Annotated in this window: 19 protein-coding genes and 1 tRNA gene; 15 read left to right on the top strand and 5 right to left on the bottom strand. The window is 51.4% G+C overall.

Going from position 1 to position 21,938, the window contains the following annotated elements:
• The first annotated feature begins 234 nt into the window (after nucleotides 1-234).
• From pgtC to pgtA, 3 genes are read left to right on the top strand one after another with little or no spacing between them, the layout of a single operon-like run.
• A complete protein-coding gene (pgtC, locus tag WN16_RS20240; protein WP_103790837.1) occupies nucleotides 235-1,434 on the top strand; it encodes a phosphoglycerate transport regulator PgtC in 1,200 nt (399 codons plus the stop codon).
• A gap of 11 nt (nucleotides 1,435-1,445) precedes the next feature.
• A complete protein-coding gene (gene pgtB / locus WN16_RS20235; RefSeq protein WP_170864048.1) occupies nucleotides 1,446-3,440 on the top strand; it encodes a two-component system sensor histidine kinase PgtB in 1,995 nt (664 codons plus the stop codon).
• The gene (gene pgtA, locus WN16_RS20230; RefSeq protein ID WP_044701720.1) at nucleotides 3,430-4,677 is read left to right on the top strand and encodes a two-component system response regulator PgtA; all 1,248 of its coding nucleotides are present in this window, start codon (nucleotides 3,430-3,432) and stop codon (nucleotides 4,675-4,677) included. The genes pgtB and pgtA overlap by 11 nt, the downstream gene beginning before the upstream one ends.
• A 105-nt stretch (nucleotides 4,678-4,782) precedes the next feature.
• Here the strand turns inward: pgtA and WN16_RS20225 are convergent, their stop codons facing one another.
• Nucleotides 4,783-5,322, bottom strand: coding sequence for a DUF2058 domain-containing protein (locus WN16_RS20225; RefSeq protein WP_003839289.1), 540 nt, complete (start codon nucleotides 5,320-5,322; stop codon nucleotides 4,783-4,785).
• A gap of 373 nt (nucleotides 5,323-5,695) precedes the next feature.
• Here WN16_RS20225 and WN16_RS20220 point away from each other — a divergent pair, with 373 nt between their 5' ends.
• Both WN16_RS20220 and WN16_RS20215 read left to right on the top strand, forming a co-directional pair.
• The gene (locus tag WN16_RS20220) at nucleotides 5,696-7,594 is read left to right on the top strand and encodes a methyl-accepting chemotaxis protein (RefSeq protein ID WP_044701718.1); all 1,899 of its coding nucleotides are present in this window, start codon (nucleotides 5,696-5,698) and stop codon (nucleotides 7,592-7,594) included.
• Nucleotides 7,595-7,768: 174 nt separating this feature from the next.
• Nucleotides 7,769-8,398 (top strand): DNA-binding protein, encoded by a 630-nt coding sequence (locus WN16_RS20215; RefSeq protein WP_044701716.1) that lies wholly within the window; start codon nucleotides 7,769-7,771, stop codon nucleotides 8,396-8,398.
• Between the two features lie 23 nt (nucleotides 8,399-8,421).
• Here WN16_RS20215 and WN16_RS20210 read toward each other — a convergent pair.
• Nucleotides 8,422-8,496, bottom strand: a tRNA-Arg gene (locus WN16_RS20210).
• 75 nt (nucleotides 8,497-8,571) lie between these two features.
• Nucleotides 8,572-9,513 (bottom strand): formate/nitrite transporter family protein, encoded by a 942-nt coding sequence (locus WN16_RS20205; protein ID WP_003839292.1) that lies wholly within the window; start codon nucleotides 9,511-9,513, stop codon nucleotides 8,572-8,574.
• A 288-nt stretch (nucleotides 9,514-9,801) separates the two neighbouring features.
• Between WN16_RS20205 and mlaA the strand changes: the two genes are divergently transcribed.
• Entirely contained in the window at nucleotides 9,802-10,557 is a 756-nt protein-coding gene (gene mlaA / locus WN16_RS20200; RefSeq protein ID WP_003028190.1) for a phospholipid-binding lipoprotein MlaA, read from the top strand.
• 59 nt (nucleotides 10,558-10,616) lie between these two features.
• Here the strand turns inward: mlaA and fadL are convergent, their stop codons facing one another.
• On the bottom strand, nucleotides 10,617-11,897 hold the full coding sequence (gene fadL, locus WN16_RS20195) for a long-chain fatty acid transporter FadL (RefSeq protein ID WP_003845058.1): 1,281 nt from the start codon (nucleotides 11,895-11,897) through the stop codon (nucleotides 10,617-10,619).
• A gap of 371 nt (nucleotides 11,898-12,268) precedes the next feature.
• Here fadL and WN16_RS20190 point away from each other — a divergent pair, with 371 nt between their 5' ends.
• The 4 genes from WN16_RS20190 (at nucleotide 12,269) to sixA (ending at nucleotide 16,881) form a co-directional block, all read left to right on the top strand.
• Nucleotides 12,269-12,553, top strand: a complete 285-nt coding sequence (locus WN16_RS20190) for a YfcZ/YiiS family protein (RefSeq protein WP_003028186.1) — start codon at nucleotides 12,269-12,271, stop codon at nucleotides 12,551-12,553.
• Nucleotides 12,554-12,729: 176 nt separating this feature from the next.
• Nucleotides 12,730-14,040 carry an acetyl-CoA C-acyltransferase FadI gene (gene fadI / locus WN16_RS20185; protein ID WP_016150715.1) on the top strand — a complete coding sequence of 437 codons (1,311 nt, stop codon included), beginning with the start codon at nucleotides 12,730-12,732 and terminating at the stop codon, nucleotides 14,038-14,040.
• Nucleotides 14,040-16,187, top strand: coding sequence for a fatty acid oxidation complex subunit alpha FadJ (gene fadJ / locus WN16_RS20180; RefSeq protein WP_044701216.1), 2,148 nt, complete (start codon nucleotides 14,040-14,042; stop codon nucleotides 16,185-16,187). Before fadI ends, fadJ begins: the two co-directional genes overlap by 1 nt.
• Before the next feature lie 208 nt (nucleotides 16,188-16,395).
• A complete protein-coding gene (sixA, locus tag WN16_RS20175) occupies nucleotides 16,396-16,881 on the top strand; it encodes a phosphohistidine phosphatase SixA (RefSeq protein ID WP_003028179.1) in 486 nt (161 codons plus the stop codon).
• Between the two features lie 80 nt (nucleotides 16,882-16,961).
• Here sixA and smrB read toward each other — a convergent pair whose 3' ends face one another.
• Nucleotides 16,962-17,513, bottom strand: coding sequence for an endonuclease SmrB (gene smrB / locus WN16_RS20170; RefSeq protein WP_003839296.1), 552 nt, complete (start codon nucleotides 17,511-17,513; stop codon nucleotides 16,962-16,964).
• A 166-nt stretch (nucleotides 17,514-17,679) separates the two neighbouring features.
• Between smrB and prmB the strand changes: the two genes are divergently transcribed.
• From prmB to WN16_RS20145, 5 genes are read left to right on the top strand one after another with little or no spacing between them, the layout of a single operon-like run.
• Entirely contained in the window at nucleotides 17,680-18,612 is a 933-nt protein-coding gene (prmB, locus tag WN16_RS20165) for a 50S ribosomal protein L3 N(5)-glutamine methyltransferase (RefSeq protein WP_003028173.1), read from the top strand.
• A 39-nt stretch (nucleotides 18,613-18,651) separates the two neighbouring features.
• Nucleotides 18,652-19,737 carry a chorismate synthase gene (aroC, locus tag WN16_RS20160; RefSeq protein ID WP_044701213.1) on the top strand — a complete coding sequence of 362 codons (1,086 nt, stop codon included), beginning with the start codon at nucleotides 18,652-18,654 and terminating at the stop codon, nucleotides 19,735-19,737.
• Between the two features lie 3 nt (nucleotides 19,738-19,740).
• Nucleotides 19,741-20,565: a penicillin-insensitive murein endopeptidase gene (mepA, locus tag WN16_RS20155; RefSeq protein WP_003028168.1), complete on the top strand. Its 825-nt coding sequence runs from the start codon at nucleotides 19,741-19,743 to the stop codon at nucleotides 20,563-20,565.
• Nucleotides 20,565-21,374, top strand: coding sequence for a sulfite exporter TauE/SafE family protein (locus tag WN16_RS20150; protein WP_003028167.1), 810 nt, complete (start codon nucleotides 20,565-20,567; stop codon nucleotides 21,372-21,374). The genes mepA and WN16_RS20150 overlap by 1 nt, the downstream gene beginning before the upstream one ends.
• The gene (locus tag WN16_RS20145; protein ID WP_003834819.1) at nucleotides 21,374-21,922 is read left to right on the top strand and encodes an elongation factor P hydroxylase; all 549 of its coding nucleotides are present in this window, start codon (nucleotides 21,374-21,376) and stop codon (nucleotides 21,920-21,922) included. Before WN16_RS20150 ends, WN16_RS20145 begins: the two co-directional genes overlap by 1 nt.
• The last annotated feature ends 16 nt before the right edge of the window (nucleotides 21,923-21,938 follow it).

Below are 21,938 nucleotides of genomic sequence, written 5' to 3'. Positions count from 1 at the left end.
TTATCATCAGCGTGTGCGGATATTAACAAATTCAGGCTGCATTTTCGGGTATTCTTTACCGATGCCGTCACTTTCCGTTTGGTTATTCTACGAATAACCTTATTCTTAACTCTGGCAGTGATAAACGGGTAAGTTTTGTCTCAATATTATTTTTTGCACATGTTGGTATTTATGAACGGGATCACAAACAGACTTTTGGACCGGGGGCGTTGTTGGGCGATCTCGCTCTGTTTTATGTCGCTGTCGGTGAGTTGTCTGGCGCAGGGTAAAGAGCTGGTAATGGCAACAACCTTTTCACCGGGGGCAACGGCCTGGATTATTCAGCGTTGGCAGACGGAACCGGGGTCGGTGATGATTCGCACATTAAACCGGACCAGCAGTTCACTGGAACAACTGCTTGATACTGCCAATGCGGAGAACGTCGATTTGATTTTGACCTCGTCGCCCATGCTGTTGCAGCATCTTCAGGAGCATCAGAAGCTGGCGCCCTTCGATAATGTGCTGCCGGAAAGCCAGCGGCTGGTGCCGGACTCGATTCGTTCTACCTCCGTGGCTGTTGCGATATCTGGTTTTGGCCTGTTGATTAACCGTTCTGCGCTGGCGGCGCGTCATTTGTCGCCTCCTGCTGACTGGGGGGATTTAACGCATCCTAAATATCAGAACGCTTTGTTAATGAGTAGCCCGTCGCGTTCCGATACCAACCATCTGATGGTTGAGTCGTTGCTACAGCAAAAAGGGTGGGAAGAGGGCTGGGCGACATTACTGGCGAGTGCTGGAAATTTGGTGACGATTTCATCACGCAGTTTTGGCGTAGCCGACAAAATTAAGAGCGGCCTTGGCGTTGCGGGGCCGGTCATTGATAATTATGCCAACTTGCTGCTTAACGATCCTCACCTGGCATTTACCTATTTTCCACGCTCGGCGGTATCGCCAACCTATGTTGCTGTTCTCAATAACAGCCAGCACCCCAATGAAGCGCGTCGTTTTATCCGCTATTTGTTAAGCCCGGAGGGACAGCGGATCCTTGCGGATGCGAATACGGGGAAATACCCGGTAACGCAGCTCGCATCTGATAATCCCCGCGCTGCTCAGCAGGCCATTTTAATGAACCAGCCTGCGCTTAATTATCGGCTGATCCTTAAGCGGCAACAGTTGGTGCAGCGGATGTTTGATACCGCCATCAGTTTTCGTCTTGCGCAACTAAAGGATGCATGGCGGGCGCTATACAGTGCTGAAGCTCGTCTGAAACGCCCGCTACCCGAAATCAGAGCCTTACTGACCAGCGTTCCGATAGATGCCAAAAGTAGTGAAGATGAAGCCTGGCTTGCGCAGTTTGATAATAAAAGCGTTGCCGAACAGCAGATGATGGAGTGGCAGCTCTGGTTTCTTAAAAATCAGCGTCAGGCGATATCAAAACTGGAAGAATTAAAATGAAAGGGGGATCGATACTGCACCGTCTGCGTCAGCTCAGCATCAGCAGCAGTCTGCGAGGAGCCTTTCTGACGGGCGCATTACTGACGTTGAGCGTAAGCTGCGTCAGTTTGTACTCCTGGCATGAACAGAGCTCGCAGATACGCTATTCGCTTGATGATTACTTCCCGCGCGTGCATTCCGCTTTTTTGATTGAAGGGAATCTCAACCTGGTTGTGGACCAACTTAATGAATTCCTGCTGGCTCCCAATACGACGGTAAGGCTGCAACTGCGCAATCAGATAATCTCGCATCTGGATAAAATCGAAGTGCTGAGCAGGGGGTTGCAACCAGCAGAACAGCAGCAACTGGCGGTGATTTTGCAAGACAGCCGGGCGCTGATGGCGGAACTGGATCGGGTGCTCTACAACATGTTCCTTGTACGCGAAAAAGTGAGCGAACTTTCCGCGCGCATTGATTGGCTACATGATGATTTTACTACTGAGCTGAATTCACTGGTGCAGGATTTTACCTGGCAGCAGGGGACGTTGCTGGATCAAATCGAGGCCAAAAATGGTGATGCGGCGCTGTATCTCAAACGTGCCCGAGAGGTGCAAAACGAGCAGCAGCAGGTTTACACCCTGGCAAGAATTGAAAACCAGATCGTTGATGATTTACGCGACAGGCTTAATGAACTGAAATCGGGTAGCGACGACGGAATGCTGGTGGAGAATCACATCCGCTACCTGGAAAATCTGAAGAAAACGGCGGATGAAAATATCCGTACCCTTGATGACTGGCCCAGCACTATCACCCTGCGACAAACTATCGATGAGCTGCTGGAAATCGGGATGATGAAAAATAAAATGCCCGATACCATGCGCGATTATGTCGCAGCGCAAAAAGCGCTCGTTGATGCCAGCCATGCCAGAGAGGCCACACTTGGGCGCTTTCGAACACTGCTTGAAGCGCAACTGGGGAGTAGCCATCAGCAAATGCAGACGTTTAACCAACGGTTGGAACAAATTGTTCGTGTCAGCGGTGGACTTATCCTGCTGGCGACGCTGCTGGCGCTACTTCTCGCCTGGGGGCTTAATCACTTTTTCATTCGTTCGCGTCTGGTGAAACGTTTTACTGCGCTCAACCAGGCCGTGGTGCAAATTGGTCTTGGCAGAACGGATGCCACTATCCCGGTATATGGACGCGATGAACTGGGGCGTATCGCAGGCTTGCTGCGCCATACTCTGGGCCAGTTGAGCGCGCAAAAAAATCAGCTGGAGCAGGAAGTGACAGAGCGCAAAGAGATTGAATCCGATCTTCGCGCAACGCAGGATGAGCTGATCCAAACCGCAAAACTGGCAGTGGTCGGCCAGACTATGACCACGCTGGCGCACGAGATTAATCAACCGCTGAATGCGCTGTCGATGTACCTGTTTACGGCGGGGAGGGCAATTGAACAGGGGCAATCCGCTCAGGTCAGAAGCACATTAACCAAAGCGGAGGGACTGATTACTCGCATTGATGCCATTATCCGTTCGCTGCGTCAGTTTGCGCGCCGAGCCGAGCCAGGTACGCCTCTGCATCCGGTCGATCTCCGACAAACGTTCAATGCTGCCTGGGAACTGTTGTCCATGCGGCATAAGCCACAGCAGGGTACGCTGACGCTCCCAGATCGGAGCGTGTGGGTGGCTGGTGATGAAGTGCGTATTCAGCAGGTGCTGGTAAACGTCCTGGCAAATGCGCTGGATGCCTGTCCGGTAGCGGCGAAAATAGATGTTCACTGGCAGGCCGAAGGCAGCCGGTTGTGCGTATTTATCAGCGATAACGGCCCCGGCTGGCCTGGGGCATTATTACCATCACTGTTAAAACCGTTTACCACCAGTAAGGATGTTGGCCTCGGTATTGGCTTATCGATTTGTGTATCGTTAATGATGCAAATGAACGGCGAACTGCGCCTGGCGTCAACCCCGGGGCGCAATGCCTGCGTCGTTCTGCAATTTAATCTGACGGATGTAAACGATGTTGAGTGATGAATATTCTGTTCTGCTTATTGATGATGATGCCGATGTTCTCGACGCTTACACCCTGTTACTTGAACAGGAGGGATATCATGTATTCGCATGCAGTAACCCTTTTGATGCCCGAAATTGGTTGCAGGCCGACTGGCCAGGGATTGTCCTGAGCGATGTGTGTATGCCTGGCTGTAATGGAATCGACCTGATGACGTTGTTTCATCAGGATGACAATCAGCTTCCGATCCTGTTGATCACCGGGCATGGCGATGTTCCGATGGCGGTGGACGCGGTGAAGAAAGGGGCGTGGGACTTTCTGCAAAAACCGGTTGATCCTGGCAAACTGCTGGTGTTGGTAGAGGATGCGTTGCGTCAGAGAAAATCTGTGATTGCACGTCGTCACTATTGCCAGCAAAAGCTACAAGTTGAACTGGTCGGCTACAGTTACTGGGTTAATCAGTATCGCCAGCGTTTACGGCAACTGGCGGAAACGGATATTGCCGTCTGGTTTTATGGCGAGCCGGGAACCGGGCGTATGACCGGGGCCCGTTATTTACATCAACTTGGGCGCAGCGCTGAAGGCGCGTTTATTCGCGGTGAACTGACGCCCGGGAACTCGGAACAACTCAATGACCTTATTGCCCAGGCGCAAGGGGGAACGCTGGTTCTGAGCCATATTGAGTGCCTGACGCGTGAACAGCAACACCAGTTGGTGCATTTGCAAAGTCAGGAGCGACGTCCGTTTCGCTTAATTGGCATTGGCGCCACTTCGTTGGTGGAACTGGCGGCAACCAACCAGATTGTGGCCGAACTCTATTACTGTTTTGCGATGACGCAAATTGGTTGCCAGCCGTTGTCTCAGCGCCCGGATGATATTGAACCGCTGTTTCGCCATTATCTGCAGAAAGCCTGTCTGCGTCTGAACCATCCTGTGCCTGAGGTTGACGGGGAATTACTAAAAGGTATGCGGCGTCGCGTGTGGTTAAGCAATGTTCGGGAACTGGCCAATGCCGCCGAGCTTTTTGCCGTTGGGCTATTGCCACTGGCTGAAACCGCGAATCCGCAACTGCATTTGCCTCAACCGACACCGCTCGATCGTCGGGTCGACGAGTACGAGCGGCAGATCATTACTGAAGCGCTAAATATCCATCAGGGGCGTATTAATGAAGTCGCAGAGTATTTACAAATCCCGCGTAAAAAACTCTATTTACGCATGAGAAAATACGGACTGAGCAAAGAACACTATAAGTTTTAGCAGGCGGAATGTGGGGATGAAGAGGCGTTGACAGTATTTCGGTGGCGGCGTGAGCGTTCACCGAAATATGTGACGAAATTCCGGGTGATTATTGAGGGGTTTTGCTTACCACATCAGATCATCAGGAATGACAAAATCAGCATACGGATCGTCTTCATCCTTAGCTTCCTGGCTCAGTTCGCAATTAAGCACGATATAGCTTGCATCGCGCTGGGCAATCTTGTCGGCGACGACTGCCGGAATGATGGCGTATTCGCTCTCGCTACCACTTTCAGCCGTCAGACGGGCAATAGCCAGGCGGCCCTTGATCAACTGAGACTGAGTCACCTTATCAACATAGACTTTTTTGATCAGATTATTGTCAGTAAAGTTGTAACCAATATCGCCACGGGTAATGGTGATTTTATTCATTTCAATTAGTTGCTTGATCTGCGCTTTATACTCTTTAGACAACGTGGCCTGCTTCTGTTGTTCGCTGAGTTGCTTATCACGCTCGATCTGCGCTTTTTTATTCTCTTCAACCGCTTCTCTGGCTTCACGAGCCTGAACGCGCGATTTTTTCGCCGTTCTCTGCACTTTCGCCATTTTTTTGCTGCTGACCAGACCCGCTTTAAGCATCTGTTCTTGTAGGGTAAGTTTTGTCATTGTCGCTTCTAATCCAAAAAATCATTGTAAGGATTATAACCTTAACGTTCGGTGGGACGCCAGAATGATGGCCGTAGTCACGGCTGTTATCTCGGCTGCTATCACTGTCCTGAGTCTCTCTCCCTTGCTGAATCAGTTGATGATTACCTGATTTTTTTAATAAAAAATAATATGCCGAATAAGTTAATAAGATGGAGCATAGGTTTGCAGATTCACATTAGACAGCGTTTTATTCTGATTGAAGTAATTAAATAGAGTTATCCTGGTAAATATTTAATCTAAAAAACAAACAGTTGCCCATTGCTCAAATTTAAAGAGCCGCTTCTTTACGCCGATAACCATAATGAAAATATGGACAATGGAGGGAAGTGGCATGTGGTGGGTTTATCGAATGCCGATGAAAATGAAGTTAATAATCGCGCTACAACCACTATTACTGGCGTTGTGTTGGTTTGCAGGTTCAGGAATATTGACGCGTATTGAGACAGAACGGCAGATGGAGAATATTGCCCAACTGACAGCGCTCGCACGCAGTGCTGGAAATGTGGTGCATGAACTGCAAAAAGAACGGGGAATGAGTGTCGGATTTCTGGGGGCTGCAGGGACTACGTTCAAAGATGAGTTAAACGCACAGCGGGCTTTGACCGATCGCGAGATCGAGGTATTCGTGCGCTCGTTGTCCGATACTGCATTACCGGAAGGGGATGTTGCTACCTCTGTCGCTGCGTTTAAGAAAAACATTCTTTCGCTCGCCACCATCCGGGAAAATGTCACGCAGTTGGGGCTTCCGGCCGCAGATGTGGTTAAGTTTTACACCAACGCCATTGCTGATGTGCTGAGTTTTGTCGGCAAGTTGGGGCAGTTGACGGATTCTGGCGAAATGGCAAACGCATTTGCCGCCTACTACAATCTGCTGAATTTGAAAGAACAAGCGGGTATTGAACGGGCACTGTTATCAAATATCTTTTCCTCCGGTCATTTCGCCGACGGACAGTTACATCAGCTCAGTGATGTCGTCAGTAAACAGAACGTCTGGCTGGCACAATCGTTGCGCCTGAGCTCGCCTGAACAGGCGGCCATGTTGAAAAATCGCTTACAATCTGCAGAAGCGTCAAAAGCCCTCTCATTTCGTGAAACCGCGTTTAATCATGTCGAGAACGGTGGATTTGGTGTCGATCCTACTACCTGGTTCAAAGTACAAACCCAGCGTATTGAAGTGATGCGGCATATAGAAAATGTGACGGCGAATCTTCTGTTGGCGAATGCAGAAAAACTCGCGCAGGATGCACGAAAAAACTGGCAAATATATATGGTCGTCAGCTTGTTAGCGCTACTGGCATCATTGACCTTCGCTGGAGCCATCGCAATCAATATGCATCGCCAATTCAGCGACACGCTGCGCAAGATTGCGGGGATGAATGGCGATCTGACTCAACGTCTGGCGACGCCGGGTAAAGATGAGCTTTCCTCACTTAATCGTGCCTATAACACGATGCTGGAAAGTATTCAGCATATCGTACAGGAGATTAAACAAGGCGCCGTGGTTTTGTCCGATGCCAGCAGCAGTATTACGGTGGGAAATCAGGATTTGGCTCAACGTACAGATGAACAGGCTGCATCAATAGTACAAGCCGTGGCCAGTATGGAGCAGCTATCAACTGCGATTACGCAAACAGCGGATAATGCCCGCGAAGCGGAGCATCTGACAATCAGGCTGGAAAAAGAGGTCCGACAGGCCAGTAACGTTGCCACTGCGGCGAACCAGAGTATGGGGGATATTCGCGCTTCCAGTGAGAAAATATCGAATATTGTGACCTCAATTGATGATATCTCGTTTCAGACTAACTTACTGGCGCTGAATGCGGCAGTGGAAGCTGCGCGGGCAGGAGAGATGGGCAGGGGGTTTGCGGTTGTGGCCAGTGAAGTGCGGAATCTTTCGCAGCGTTGCGCCAAAGAAGCTAACCAGATCCGCGAGCTGGTTGCGCAGAACATGGTTAAAATTAGTGAGGGCGTTGAGCGGGTCACGGCGTCCGCTACCGCGCTGGAAGCGGCAGCGGACAATACCACCAGTATGAAGCAATATATTGCGGATATCGCGCGCGTGGCGACAGAACAGTCGCAAGGGGTAACCCAGATAAACCAGGCTCTGCGACCGATGGAGCAGGTTACGCAGCAAAATGCGGCGCTGGTTTCTCAGGCCGCGAGCGACAGCCAGCGGCTGGACAATCTGTCGGTCACCATGAAGGGGCTGGTCAATCGTTTTGTTGTCTGACATGACGCCGCTGTACCGATCCGGTAAACGCGCCGGATCGGTCAGTTGTCGTCATCTTAGTGTGATGGTATGAAGCAAATATTGGGCGGGTTAAGCAAAGATTCCTGACATAGCAATCTTGTCGCTGGTAAAGTGAACAACCGATACCGAGATGTGGCCAGAAGGGAATTCCGTGTGACTGAACGTATTGATTATGAGACTGAAAAATACAGCTTTACTGAGGCGACTGAGAGCTCCCGCCTTACCGGCCAGTGGGCTGATGTTATTACTGAATGTCGCGAATTGAAGGCGGGACCGCAAGAGCGTCTGCGTATTGCTTTATTGAATGTGGACTACGTGACCAGTTTTGAGTTGCCTTTCCGCCTGTTATTACTCCGTACCCCGCAACTGATTGCCAGCGTGCGTGAAGAGCTGCAGCTTAGTCAGAAAAACGTCATCTTTAACGGCAAACGCTTTGGTTGTGTTTACAGCCTGAAAGCGAGTCTCGGTGGGATACCGGATGAATTTCAGTACCGCCTGTCGCATCGAATCCGGCGCATTAGCCCTGCAGGTTCAAGCGAAGCGCCATTTCAGCAGATTGCTAAAACAGTAAAAGCACCACGCGAACGTCTGAAGCTGGCACTTGAATCAGGCCTTGATGTCACTGCACTGGACGGGCTTTTCTGGTTTGGCAGCCAGCGTATTGCCGCTGATGTGTTGAGGCTGAGAAAAGCAGGGATGCGGATAGCTACAAAGCAGACAATGGTGTCCGACAATCTTACTGCAACAGTGAGGAATGTGCCGTTTTATCGCCTGGCTAATTAATGGATGAACATGAGAAGTATATATGGTGTCCCCTGCAGGAATCGAACCTGCAACTAGCCCTTAGGAGGGGCTCGTTATATCCATTTAACTAAGGGGACGAAGCGGCACGAGTATAGCGTTTTTTACTCACAACGGTAAGTCTCAGGCCGCCCGACTGCTCAAACAGTCACCATTCAGGCCTGTTTTTTCTGGTTTTTCTGCGTTTGCTCATCACGCTTTGCTTGTAACCGGGCTTCTTCCTTGCGTTTGTTGCTCATATCATTGCGGATCTGCGCATGGCTCATCAGCGCGAAAATAAACGTTCCGCCACAGATATTCCCGGCGAGCGTTGGTAGCGCAAAGGGCCAGAAAAAATCACTCCAGTGTAGCGTGCCATTAAAGACCAGATAGAGAATTTCCACCGAGCCAACGACGATATGCGTGGTATCGCCTAACGCAATCAGCCAGGTCATCAGAATAATGACCACAATTTTTGCCGCCCCGGCGGCGGGGAACATCCACACCATGGTGGCAATTAACCAGCCAGAAATGATGGCGTTGGAAAACATCTCCACAGGAGAGTTTTTCATCACATCCATGCCAATCTTGACGAAAGCATCGCGGGTCTCTTCATCAAAAATCGGCATATGTTCAAACGCCCATGCTGCAACCCCGGTGCCAATAATATTACCCAGCAGTACCACGCTCCACAGGCGCATCAACAGGCCAAAATTGCCGAGGGTAGGGTTTTGCATCACCGGCAGTACGGCGGTGACGGTATTTTCGGTAAAGAGTTGTTGGCGGGCCATAATGACAATAATAAAGCCGAAGGTATAACCGAGGTTCTCGAGTAAAAATCCCCCTGGCACACCTTCCAGCTGTACGTGAAAAATCCCTTTAGCCAGTAGCGAGGCGCCCATCGACAGTCCGGCTGCGATGGCTGACCACAGCAGGGCCATTGCGTCGCGCTCCATCTCTTTCTCCCCATCCTGGCGAATATGTTCATGGATCGCCATGGCGCGGGAGGGGAGTCTGTCCTCATCAAGCTCTATCTTTTTCCCTGTTAGTTTTTCATCGCTTTCCACTTCGAGTTCGTCGCTGTGTCGATCAATCTTATCTTTCTTGATGTCATTCATGGCCGAATCCTGAATAAGCACGTATTGCTAAAGCGTAGCGGCTTTTCTCTGAAAATCAGCGGGAGAAAGTCTGAGATAGCAAAAATAGTAACGTTTGTTTTTATCGGGTTAGTTAGAATAGAACCGCCGCGGAGTGCGTATTACCAGGCTATGATCAAATCAGTAAGACAGGGTATATAGACATCATTTGACGTGCTGTTACAATCGCTCACATCTAAACAGGCGGATACGTCATCGTTCCGTCATGGATGGCAATCAGCGATAGCCATAAAACACAGGGAGATACTTATGAAGCTTCGCCTGTCGGCGCTTGCGCTGGGAACCACACTTTTGGTGGGGTGTGCGAGCTCCGGTACTGAACAGCAGGGGCGTTCGGACCCATTTGAAGGGTTCAACCGTACCATGTACAACTTCAACTTTAACGTGTTGGATCCCTATGTTGTTCGACCGGTTGCAGTGGCCTGGCGTGATTATGTTCCGCAGCCGGCGCGTAATGGTTTAAGCAACTTTACGGGGAACCTTGAAGAACCGGCCGTCATGGTCAACTATTTCCTGCAAGGCGATCCTTATCAGGGGATGGTGCACTTTACCCGTTTCTTCCTGAATACCCTGTTAGGTATGGGCGGCTTTATCGATGTGGCAGGTATGGCTAATCCGAAGTTGCAGCGCGTTGAACCACACCGCTTTGGCAGTACGTTAGGCCACTATGACGTGGGTTACGGGCCGTATATGCAGCTTCCGTTCTACGGTAGTTTCACACTGCGTGATGACGGCGGCGATATGGTCGATACCCTGTATCCGGTACTGTCCTGGCTGACCTGGCCGTTGTCGATAGGCAAATGGACGGTTGAAGGGATTGAAACTCGCGCGCAATTGCTCGATTCTGACGGTCTGCTGCGTCAGTCTTCCGATCCTTACATTATGGTGCGTGAAGCTTACTTCCAGCGTCATGACTTTATTGCGAATGGTGGGAAACTCAAACCAGAAGAAAACCCGAACGCGAAAGACATTCAGGACGATTTAAAAGAGATCGATTCTGAGTAAGGAATTGGGCAAATAAAAAGGTGAGCGAAAAAGCTCACCTTTTTTACGTCTGAAGAAAATCAGAATGCGTAGTTGAAGTTTGTACCAAACAGCCAGGCTTTACCTTCAGAATCGAAAGTATACGGGCCTTCTTTAACGGTCACTTTCTGGCCGTGCATATAAGAAACGCCGACGTCAATGGATGCGTCATCATTGAATGCGTAAGTCGTACCCGCACTCAGCCACAGACGATCCTGGTCCGGAATGGAGATGGAACGCTTGCTTGCTGGAACCGGGCTATCGTCATAAGCAATACCGGTACGGAACGTCCAGCTTTTATCCATATAGTAAGTTGTACCCAATGCAATGCGGTAAGAATCTTTGAAGCCTTCTTCTTTATAGAACAGTGTCTGTCCATTGGAACCTGTGGCTTTCAGCTCCTGGAACTGACTCCAGCTGGTATAGGCCATGCTGTAGTGGATAGCCCACTGTGGTGCAATACGGTTATAACCTGACAATTCCCACATTTCAGGCAGGTTAAGTGTCAGAGAACCCGGGACGGTGGCATTGGTCGTTCCCCATGGGAATGTAGTGCCAGCGCCAGGTATGGCGTTCGCCTGGGTACGGATGCCACTCTTATAATCGCCATCAAAATCAATTTTAACTTCAGAACGGTACGTTAAACCATAACGGTTATTTTTATCCAGTTCGTACAAAATCCCGGCGTTCCAGCCGTAGCCCCATTCGTCCCCTTTCAGGCTGGCAATTTTGTTGCTGACCTTCGGTAATGCAGCCGTTTGCTCACCAGAATAACGTTCAATTTTTGCATCAGCATAAACGGCGTTAAAACCGAGACCGAAGCTCCAGCTATCATTCAGACGGTAGGCGCCGCTCAGGTTAAGGTTGACCGTTTTAAGGTCGGTCTTACCGCCGTATTCACCAACGATGTAGCTGTCGTTAAATTCGGTAGCCAGACCATAGTTTGAGGTAACGGAAGCACCCCAACCAAACTGTTCGTTGATAGGCATCACGAAGTGAGCATTGGGAACCCACGCCGTAGGCGCGATGTTGTCCGCATCAGTGCTGCGTCCGGTGTATGGCGATTTACCGGAAATATTAACGTCTGGATCGATATACACCGCACCTGCTGAGAAAGTAGGGCGATCGAACATCATAATCAGTGCCGGGTTACGACTGGCGTTTCCTGCATCATCTGCAATTGCGCCTTCACCCGAATATGCCCGGCCAAGGCCAGAGGAAGAAAATTCGTTTAACTGAAAGCCTGCAGACCAGGCCTGTGTGGAGATAATTGCCACTGCGACTGCGAGAGCAGACTTTGTAAACAGGGTTTTCTGGCTCATGACCATAACCTCATAGATTTATTTTTATACAAACAATGTTACATACCGTAACAGGAGCGCGAAGTGTAGGGTCTGAGGTACGACTTAGAAATCAGACCAGTGGCGTGAGTATAGGTCGGACCAGCTGGAATGTTGCAAGTATGTTTATAAATATTTTCAAATTTGATCAGAGAAACGCGATCCAGCTGGCAAAATTGCGGAGGTGCGCACTCACCTGTTTGGGCGATTTTTGTTTTAGATCATTTTTAAGTGTGATTTCGGTCACTTATCGCATTTCGTACAATTAACGACTGGAGAGGCGAATAATGGGAGCGTAAAATATCCCTATCGTTTATCTGGCACCTCAGGTGCGAATACAGAGGAAATCTACAATGAGTAAATGCAGTGCTGATGAAACCCCGGTTTGCTGCTGTATGGATGTTGGCACCATCATGGACAACTCCGATTGCACCGCGTCCTACAGCCGTGTGTTCGCGAATCGCGCAGAGGCAGAAGAAACACTGGCCGCTCTGACTGAAAAGGCACGTGGCGTGGAATCTGAGCCTTGCCAAATCACTTCGACCTTTACTGAAGTGTCAGAAGGTGTGCGTCTGGATATCGACTTTGTTTTTGCCTGTGAAGCTGAAACGCTGATTTTCCAGCTGGGCCTGCGTTAATCCCCTCTGCAAAAGCCCTTGCTATCTGATAGCAAGGGCTTTTTCGTAACTGTCAGTGATTATTCACTGTGTCTTAGCTCCCACTTTCTTTTCTCCCCGCTTGGCTAAATGTAAAAAATTGGTTAAGACTATGATCAGGTCAGACCACTTATTTTATTTTTTTACAGGGGAGTGTTATGAGTCAGGCTTTACCGCTGGTTACCCGCCAGGGCGACCGTATTGCCATTGTAAGTGGATTGCGTACGCCATTTGCTCGTCAGGCTACCGCGTTTCATGGCATTCCCGCCGTTGATTTAGGAAAGATGGTCGTCGGTGAGCTGCTGGCGCGCAGCGAAATTCCTGCCGATGTGATCGAGCAACTGGTTTTTGGCCAGGTGGTGCAAATGCCTGAAGCACCAAATATTGCTCGTGAAATTGTGCTGGGAACCGGCATGAATGTACATACCGATGCATACAGCGTGAGCAGGGCCTGCGCGACCAGTTTCCAGGCGGTGGCGAATGTCGCGGAAAGCCTGATGGCGGGGTCTATTCGTGCTGGAATTGCGGGTGGTGCGGACTCCTCGTCAGTCTTGCCTATTGGCGTTAGTAAAAAGCTGGCGCGGGTGCTGGTGGATGTCAATAAGGCCCGGACAACCGGTCAACGCCTTAAACTCTTTTCCCGATTGCGCTTACGTGACCTGATGCCTGTGCCGCCGGCCGTCGCCGAGTATTCCACCGGTTTGCGTATGGGGGATACGGCTGAGCAAATGGCCAAAACCTATGGTATTACCCGAGAGCAGCAGGATGCTCTGGCGCACCGCTCTCATCAGCGTGCCGCTCAGGCATGGGCTGAAGGAAAGCTGGCAGATGAGGTAATGACTACCTACGCGCCACCGTTTAAAGATCCTTTTTCAGAAGATAACAACATTCGCGGTAACTCTACGCTGGCCGATTACGCCAAACTACGTCCGGCGTTTGACCGCAAGCACGGCACCGTCACCGCGGCAAACAGTACCCCGCTAACGGACGGCGCTGCCGCCGTGATCATGATGACGGAGTCGCGTGCGAAAGAGTTGGGGCTGGTGCCGCTGGGGTACTTGCGTAGTTTTGCTTTTACCGCCATCGATGTCTGGCAGGACATGCTGCTGGGACCGGCGTGGTCAACACCGCTTGCCCTAGAGAGAGCCGGTCTGACGATGGCAGATTTAACCCTGATCGATATGCATGAAGCCTTTGCCGCGCAAACGCTGGCGAATCTTCAGCTGTTGGGTAGCGAACGTTTTGCCCGCGACGTGCTGGGCAGGAGGCATGCCACTGGCGAGGTTGATGACAGTAAATTTAACGTGCTGGGCGGATCGATTGCCTATGGACACCCCTTTGCTGCCACCGGTGCGCGCATGATCACTCAAACCCTCCATGAGCTGCGTCGTCGTGGCGGCGGTTTTGGTTTAGTGACAGCCTGTGCAGCTGGTGGTCTGGGTGCGGCAATGGTTCTGGAGGCGGAATAATGGAAATGACATCGGCTTTTACACTAAACGTACGTCTGGATAACGTTGCTGTTGTCACCATTGATGTGCCCGGAGAGAAAATGAACACCCTGAAAGCAGAGTTTGCTTCTCAGGTGCGGGCCATTCTGAAACAAATCCGCGATAACAAAGCATTGCGTGGTGTGGTGTTTATTTCGGCTAAACCCGATAACTTCATTGCCGGGGCGGATATCAACATGATTGGTAGCTGTCGCAGCGCGCAGGAAGCCGAAACGCTGGCCCGTCAGGGGCAGCAGATGATGGCGGAAATTAATGCTTTACCGATCCCGGTTATCGCCGCGATTCATGGTGCATGCCTCGGCGGTGGCCTGGAGATGGCGCTGGCGTGCCACAACCGTATTTGTACCGATGATGCTAAAACCGTACTGGGTTTACCGGAAGTACAACTTGGCTTGTTGCCCGGCTCCGGTGGTACGCAGCGGCTGCCGCGCCTGATTGGCGTCAGTACCGCACTGGATATGATCCTCACCGGAAAACAATTACGCGCAAAACAGGCGCTGAAAGTTGGTTTAGTGGATGAAGTTGTACCGCATTCCATTTTGCTGGAAGCGGCCGTTGAACTGGCTAAAAAGGACAGTTCTGCGCAACGAACACTGCCCGTGAGAGAGCGAGTGTTGGCGGGGCCGCTGGGGCGGGCGCTGTTGTTCCGCATGGCCAGTAAAAAGACGGCGCAAAAAACGCAAGGTAACTACCCTGCAACAGAACGTATCCTTGAGGTCATCGAAACCGGGCTAGCGCAAGGCAGCAGTAGTGGTTACGACGCAGAGGCCCGTGCGTTTGGTGAGCTGGCGATGACATCCCAGTCTCAGGCGCTACGGCACATCTTTTTTGCCAACACCGACGTGAAAAAGGATCCGGGAAGCGATGCGAAGCCCGGTCCGCTGGACAGCGTTGGCATTTTGGGCGGCGGTCTGATGGGGGGCGGTATTGCTTATGTGACGGCCTGTAAAGGCGGCTTGCCTGTGCGCATCAAAGATATAAATGCTAAGGGAATCAATCATGCGCTGAAGTATAGCTGGGATCAGCTTGAAACGAAGGTTCGCCGCCGTCATATCAAAGCCAGCGAACGCGATAAACAACTGGCGCTGATTTCGGGATCGATCGACTACCGTGGCTTTGCGCATCGCGATTTGATTATTGAAGCCGTGTTTGAAGATCTGTCGCTAAAACAACGGATGGTGGCAGAAGTTGAGCAAAATTGCGCACCTCATACCGTTTTTGCTTCTAACACCTCATCTTTGCCCATTGGCGATATTGCCGCGAATGCTACCAGGCCTGAACAAGTGATTGGTTTACACTTTTTTAGTCCGGTGGAAAAAATGCCATTGGTCGAAGTGATCCCACATGCCACGACCTCCGAGCAGACGATTGCAACTACCGTTAAGTTAGCGAAAAAACAGGGCAAAACGCCGATAGTGGTCAGAGATAAGGCCGGCTTTTACGTTAACCGCATTTTAGCGCCTTACATTAACGAAGCGATTCGTATGTTGACCGAGGGCGAGCGGGTCGAAACCATAGACGCCGCGCTGGTTAAGTTTGGTTTTCCAGTTGGGCCAATCCAACTTTTGGATGAGGTCGGAATTGATACGGGCACTAAAATTATACCAGTGCTTGAGGCTGCATATGGAGAACGTTTTAGCGCGCCTGCAAATGTTGTTGCTTCAATTTTGAATGACGATCGCAAAGGTAGAAAAAATGGTCGGGGTTTCTATCTTTATGGTGTGAAAGGGCGTAAAAGCAAAAAACAGGTCGACCCTGCAATTTATACGCTTATTGGCGTTCAGGGTCAGGGCCGACTTACCGCTGCACAGGTAGCAGAGCGGTGCGTCATGTTAATGCTCAATGAAGCTGCTCGTTGTTTCGACGAGAAGATAGTCCGTAGCGCACGTGATGGCGACATCGGCGCTGTATTTGGTATTGGTTTTCCGCCATTCCTCGGCGGCCCGTTCCGGTATATGGATTCACTCGGCGCGGGAGAAGTGGTTGCGACTCTGCAACGGCTGACCACGCAATACGGCTCGCGGTTTGCGCCGTGTGAACAGTTATTGCAGATGGCGGCACACAGTGAAAAATTCTGGAATATTGGGGAAACTGACCTGAATTCATGAGGTCAAAGGTAGGATGAATCCGCACTGAATGTATGGCTCGCGCTCAAAATGTAAACAGAGATTGACTATACTTACGCCGTTGAGGTAAAAAACAGCGTTTCATTCGGTGAATGGATAAGGCACAATGCCGGCCACCATATCGTTAGCACAGCCAATAGGGGCTGTGAATAAAGGTATTGGTGATTCTGGTTAACAAAAGCGGTGCAATATGCAAGTTTTTATCATGCGTCACGGCGACGCGGCCCTCGATGCCGCCAGTGATTCGGTTCGTCCCTTAACCTCCTGTGGTTGTGACGAATCTCGCCTGATGGCGAACTGGCTGAAAGGTCAAAAAGTGGATATCGAACGTGTTCTGGTGAGCCCGTTCCTACGAGCCGAACAAACGCTGGATGTGGTGGGGGAGTGTATGAACCTGCCAACCGGTGTGGATGTTTTGCCGGAGTTGACTCCTTGCGGCGATGTCGGTCTGGTCAGTGCCTATTTACAGGCTCTGGCCAATGAAGGTATCGCCACGGCACTGGTTATCTCTCACTTGCCTTTAGTGGGGTATCTGGTGTCTGAGCTTTGCCCAGGTGAAACACCGCCGATGTTTACCACATCAGCGATTGCCAGCGTAACGCTTGATGAGAGCGGGAAGGGGACTTTTAACTGGCAGATGAGCCCGTGTAACCTGAAAATGGCAAAAGCGATTTAAAAAGGTTGGTATCGGATAAGGCGCAGCCGTCATCCGAAAATGCAAAGAGCCGCAAACGCGGCTCTTTCTGTTTTTCTGCATCACGGAAGTTCGGGCGGTAGCCACTCTTCTACTTCAATTAGCACCAGCAGCGCGGCGTCGCCACCGTACTCTTTCGGTGCCTGATGAAAAGCCATCACGTGCGGATGCTGGGCCAGCCAAAGCGGCGTTTGCTGTTTCAAAATATGTTTTCCGTGGCCATGCATCACGCAGGCGCAAAATACATGCTCACGACGACAGGCGGCAATCAGCGCGCCTAACTCTTGTTTGGCCTGCTGCTGGGTCAGCCCATGCAGATCGAGAAACAGCTCCGGAGAGTAATCGCCACGGCGCATTTTCTTCAGTTCGAAATGGCTGACGTCGGCACGCAAGTATCTTACCGGGCCGTCCGTATTCAGCAGCGGCTGAAACTCATCCGAGAAATAGTGGCTGGCATCAGCCTGCTCCTGTAGCAGTCTTTTAACCGGAACCTCGGCAATTTTTTTACGTGGAGGTCGGTGAACAATGGTGTCCTGTTTAATTTTACGCGTGCCGGTCATCAGCTGGCGAAACAGCGTCTGATCCTCCTCGCTGAGCGATGTTTTCTTTTTCATTCGAGAGTCTCAACTTTTATTTTCCATTAGTTTAACCCGACTCGGCGGGCATCCGATCGCTTAAAACGCAATTTTCGCGCTCAGGCCCTGTGTGAATGCTGATTTATCGCCGTCTTCGTGGCAAACTAGCCGCCGAAATTAATACGAGCATGCCCTGGAGGAATACGTGGATAAAATTTTCGTCGATGAAGCAGTGAGTGAACTGCATACCATTCAGGACATGTTGCGTTGGGCGGTCAGCCGTTTTAGCGCGGCGAACATCTGGTATGGCCATGGCACGGATAACCCATGGGACGAGGCCGTACAACTGGTGCTGCCGTCACTTTATTTGCCGTTGGATATTCCGGAAGACATGCGTACAGCGCGTCTGACCTCCAGCGAGCGTCATCGTATTGTTGAACGCGTGATTCGCCGCGTCAACGAGCGCATTCCGGTTGCTTATCTGACCAACAAAGCCTGGTTCTGCGGGCATGAGTTTTATGTTGATGAACGCGTGCTGGTTCCGCGTTCACCGATTGGCGAGCTTATCAATAACCGCTTTGCGGGCCTTATTAATGAGCAGCCGCAGCATATCCTCGATATGTGTACCGGCAGCGGTTGTATTGCCATTGCCTGCGCGTATGCCTTCCCGGAAGCCGAAGTTGATGCGGTGGATATCTCCACTGACGCGCTGGCGGTGACCGAACACAATATTGAAGAACACGGCCTGATCCATCACGTCACGCCGATCCGTTCCGATCTGTTCCGCGATCTGCTGAAAGTCCAGTATGACCTGATTGTGACCAACCCGCCGTATGTCGATGCGGAAGATATGTCCGATCTGCCAAACGAATATCGTCACGAACCTGAGCTGGGTCTGGCGTCCGGCAGTGATGGGCTGAAACTTACCCGCCGCATTCTGGGGAACGCCCCAGACTACCTGTCAGATAACGGTATTCTGATTTGTGAAGTCGGAAACAGCATGGTACATCTGATAGAGCAATATCCGGATGTACCGTTCACCTGGCTGGAGTTCGACAACGGCGGTGACGGCGTATTCATGCTGACCAAAGAGCAGTTAGTTGCTGCTCGTGAGCACTTCAGCATTTATAAAGACTAATTACACGCGCACATACACAACACTCATAACGGAGCCGTGATGGCAGGAAACACAATTGGGCAACTCTTTCGCGTAACCACTTTCGGCGAATCACACGGGCTGGCGCTCGGTTGTATTGTCGATGGTGTTCCGCCGGGCATTTCTCTGACAGAAGCTGACCTGCAGCACGATCTCGACAGACGGCGTCCAGGCACATCGCGCTACACTACGCAGCGTCGTGAGCCGGATCAGGTGAAAATCCTCTCCGGGGTGTTCGAGGGCGTTACCACTGGCACCAGCATTGGCCTGCTGATCGAAAATACCGATCAGCGTTCACAGGATTACGGCGCGATTAAGGACGTTTTTCGTCCAGGACACGCCGACTATACCTATGAGCAGAAATATGGCCTGCGCGACTACCGTGGTGGCGGGCGTTCGTCCGCACGTGAAACAGCGATGCGCGTGGCGGCCGGAGCGATTGCCAAAAAATATCTGGCGGAAAAGTTCGGCGTTGAGATTCGCGGTTGCCTGACGCAGATGGGTGATATTCCTTTGGAGATCAAAGACTGGTCCCAGGTGGAACTTAACCCGTTCTTTTGTCCGGACCCGGATAAACTCGAAGCGCTGGACGAACTGATGCGCGGGCTGAAGAAAGAGGGCGATTCCATCGGGGCGAAGGTGACCGTTGTTGCAAGCGGTGTGCCTGCGGGTCTTGGCGAACCTGTATTCGACCGCCTGGATTCCGACATCGCCCATGCGCTGATGAGCATTAACGCCGTTAAGGGCGTTGAGATTGGCGACGGATTTGACGTTGTTGCGCTGCGTGGCAGCCAGAACCGAGATGAAATCACCAAAGAAGGTTTCCAGAGTAACCATGCGGGCGGCATTCTGGGTGGGATCAGCAGCGGGCAACAAATCATTGCTCATATGGCGCTGAAACCGACGTCCAGTATTACCGTTCCAGGGCGCACCATTAACCGCTTTGGTGAAGAAGTCGAAATGATCACTAAAGGTCGTCACGATCCGTGCGTTGGGATCCGCGCCGTACCGATCGCCGAGGCGATGCTGGCGATCGTATTGATGGATCACCTGCTGCGTCAGCGGGCGCAAAATGCGGACGTGAAGACCGATATTCCACGCTGGTAAGAGATGAAAAAAACGGCACTTGCGGCGCTGGCTCTGTTTGCCAGTACCGCCTGTCTAGCGGCGACGCCCTGGCAGAAAATTACCCATCCGGTTGCGGGTAGCGCGCAGTCTATCGGCGCGTTTTCCAATGGCTGTATTGTTGGCGCAGATACGCTGCCTGTACAGTCAGAACATTATCAGGTGATGCGCACCGATCAGCGTCGTTACTTTGGCCATCCGGATCTGGTGAGGTTTATCCAGCGTCTGAGTAATCAGGCTAATAGTCAGGGGCTGGGCACGGTGTTAATCGGCGATATGGGTATGCCGGCCGGTGGGCGATTCAATGGCGGTCACGCCAGCCACCAGACGGGACTGGATGTGGATATTTTCCTGCAACTGCCGAAAACGCGCTGGACCCAGTCGCAACTGCTGCGGCCGCAGGCGTTAGATCTGGTCTCACAGGACGGCAAACGTGTTGTGCCATCACTGTGGAAACCGGAGATTTTTAGCCTGGTAAGGCTGGCTGCAAAAGATAATGAAGTAACGCGTATTTTCGTGAATCCGGCGATTAAGCAACAACTTTGTCTGGATGCAGGGACCGACAGGGACTGGTTGCGTAAAGTGCGGCCATGGTTCCAGCATCGTGCGCATATGCACGTGCGGTTACGTTGCCCTGCCGACAGCCTTGAGTGCGAAGATCAACCGTTACCGCCACCGGGTGACGGCTGTGGCGCAGAGCTGCAAAGCTGGTTCGAACCTCCAAAACCTGGAACCACCAAGCCTGAGAAGAAGACACCGCCGCCGTTGCCGCCTTCCTGCCAGGCGCTACTGGACGAGCATGTACTCTAATGGATCATTTTGCCTCTCTGTTTATGGTGTCGCCACTGCTGTTAGGTGTGCTTTTTTTTGTGGCGATGCTGGCAGGTTTTATTGATTCTCTGGCCGGAGGCGGTGGTCTACTCACCATCCCGGCATTGATGGCGGCCGGGATGCCACCAGCGCAAGCGCTGGCGACCAATAAGTTGCAAGCCTGCGGGGGATCTATCTCTTCCTCCCTCTATTTTATTCGTCGTGGCGTGGTTAATCTGGCGGATCAGAAGCTCAATATCTTCATGACGTTTGTCGGATCAATGAGCGGGGCGCTATTGGTTCAGCACGTGCAGTCAGATGTTCTGCGCCAGATCCTGCCGGTTCTGGTTATCTGTATTGGCCTTTACTTTCTGTTGATGCCGAAAGTGGGGGAAGAGGACCGACAGCGTCGATTGCACGGTTTACCTTTCGCGCTGGTGGCGGGAGGCTGCGTCGGTTTTTACGATGGCTTTTTTGGTCCGGCGGCAGGGTCGTTCTACGCGCTGGCCTTTGTCATGCTGTGCGGATACAACCTGGCGAAATCGACGGCCCACGCCAAAGTATTAAATGCCACATCGAATATCGGTGGGTTGTTGTTGTTTGCCCTCGGCGGCAAAGTGATTTGGGCGACAGGTTTTGTGATGCTCATTGGCCAGTTTATTGGCGCACGGATGGGCTCTCGACTGGTGCTCAGCAAAGGACAAAAACTCATTCGGCCAATGATCGTTATTGTCTCCGCCGTGATGAGCGCCAAGCTACTTTATGATAATCATGGACAGGAGATTCTCCACTGGCTGGGGATGAATTAATGAATAATACGCACCACTACGAACAGTTAATTGAGATTTTTAACGGCTGCTTTGCCGATGAATTTAATACCCGTCTGATTAAAGGCGACGACGAACCGATCTATCTTCCTGCGGATGCGGAATTACCGTATCACCGTATCGTTTTTGCGCATGGTTATTACGCCAGTGCGTTACACGAAATTTCACACTGGTGCATCGCCGGTAAAGCTCGTCGTGAGCTGGTCGATTTTGGTTACTGGTACTGCCCGGACGGACGCGACGCGAAGACACAATGCCAGTTTGAAGATGTGGAAGTGAAGCCGCAGGCGTTTGACTGGTTGTTTTGCATGGCGGCGGGGTACCCGTTTAACGTCAGTTGCGACAACCTCGAAGGGGACTTTGAACCGGACCGCGTGGTATTCCAGCGCCGTGTTCATGCTCAGGTAATGGAGTACCTGGAAAAGGGGATCCCTGAACGTCCGGCGCGTTTTATTAACGCGTTACAGAATTATTATCACACGCCTGAACTTACGGCGGAACAATTCCCGTGGCCCGAAGCGCTCAACTGAAGCCGCTGCCACGTTT

The organism is Citrobacter sp. ABFQG (assembly GCF_004322975.1).
In the GTDB taxonomy this organism is placed as follows: domain Bacteria; phylum Pseudomonadota; class Gammaproteobacteria; order Enterobacterales; family Enterobacteriaceae; genus Citrobacter; species Citrobacter freundii.
Note: the sequence above shows the minus strand (reverse complement) of the source record. Positions and strands in the feature narration are given on the sequence as shown.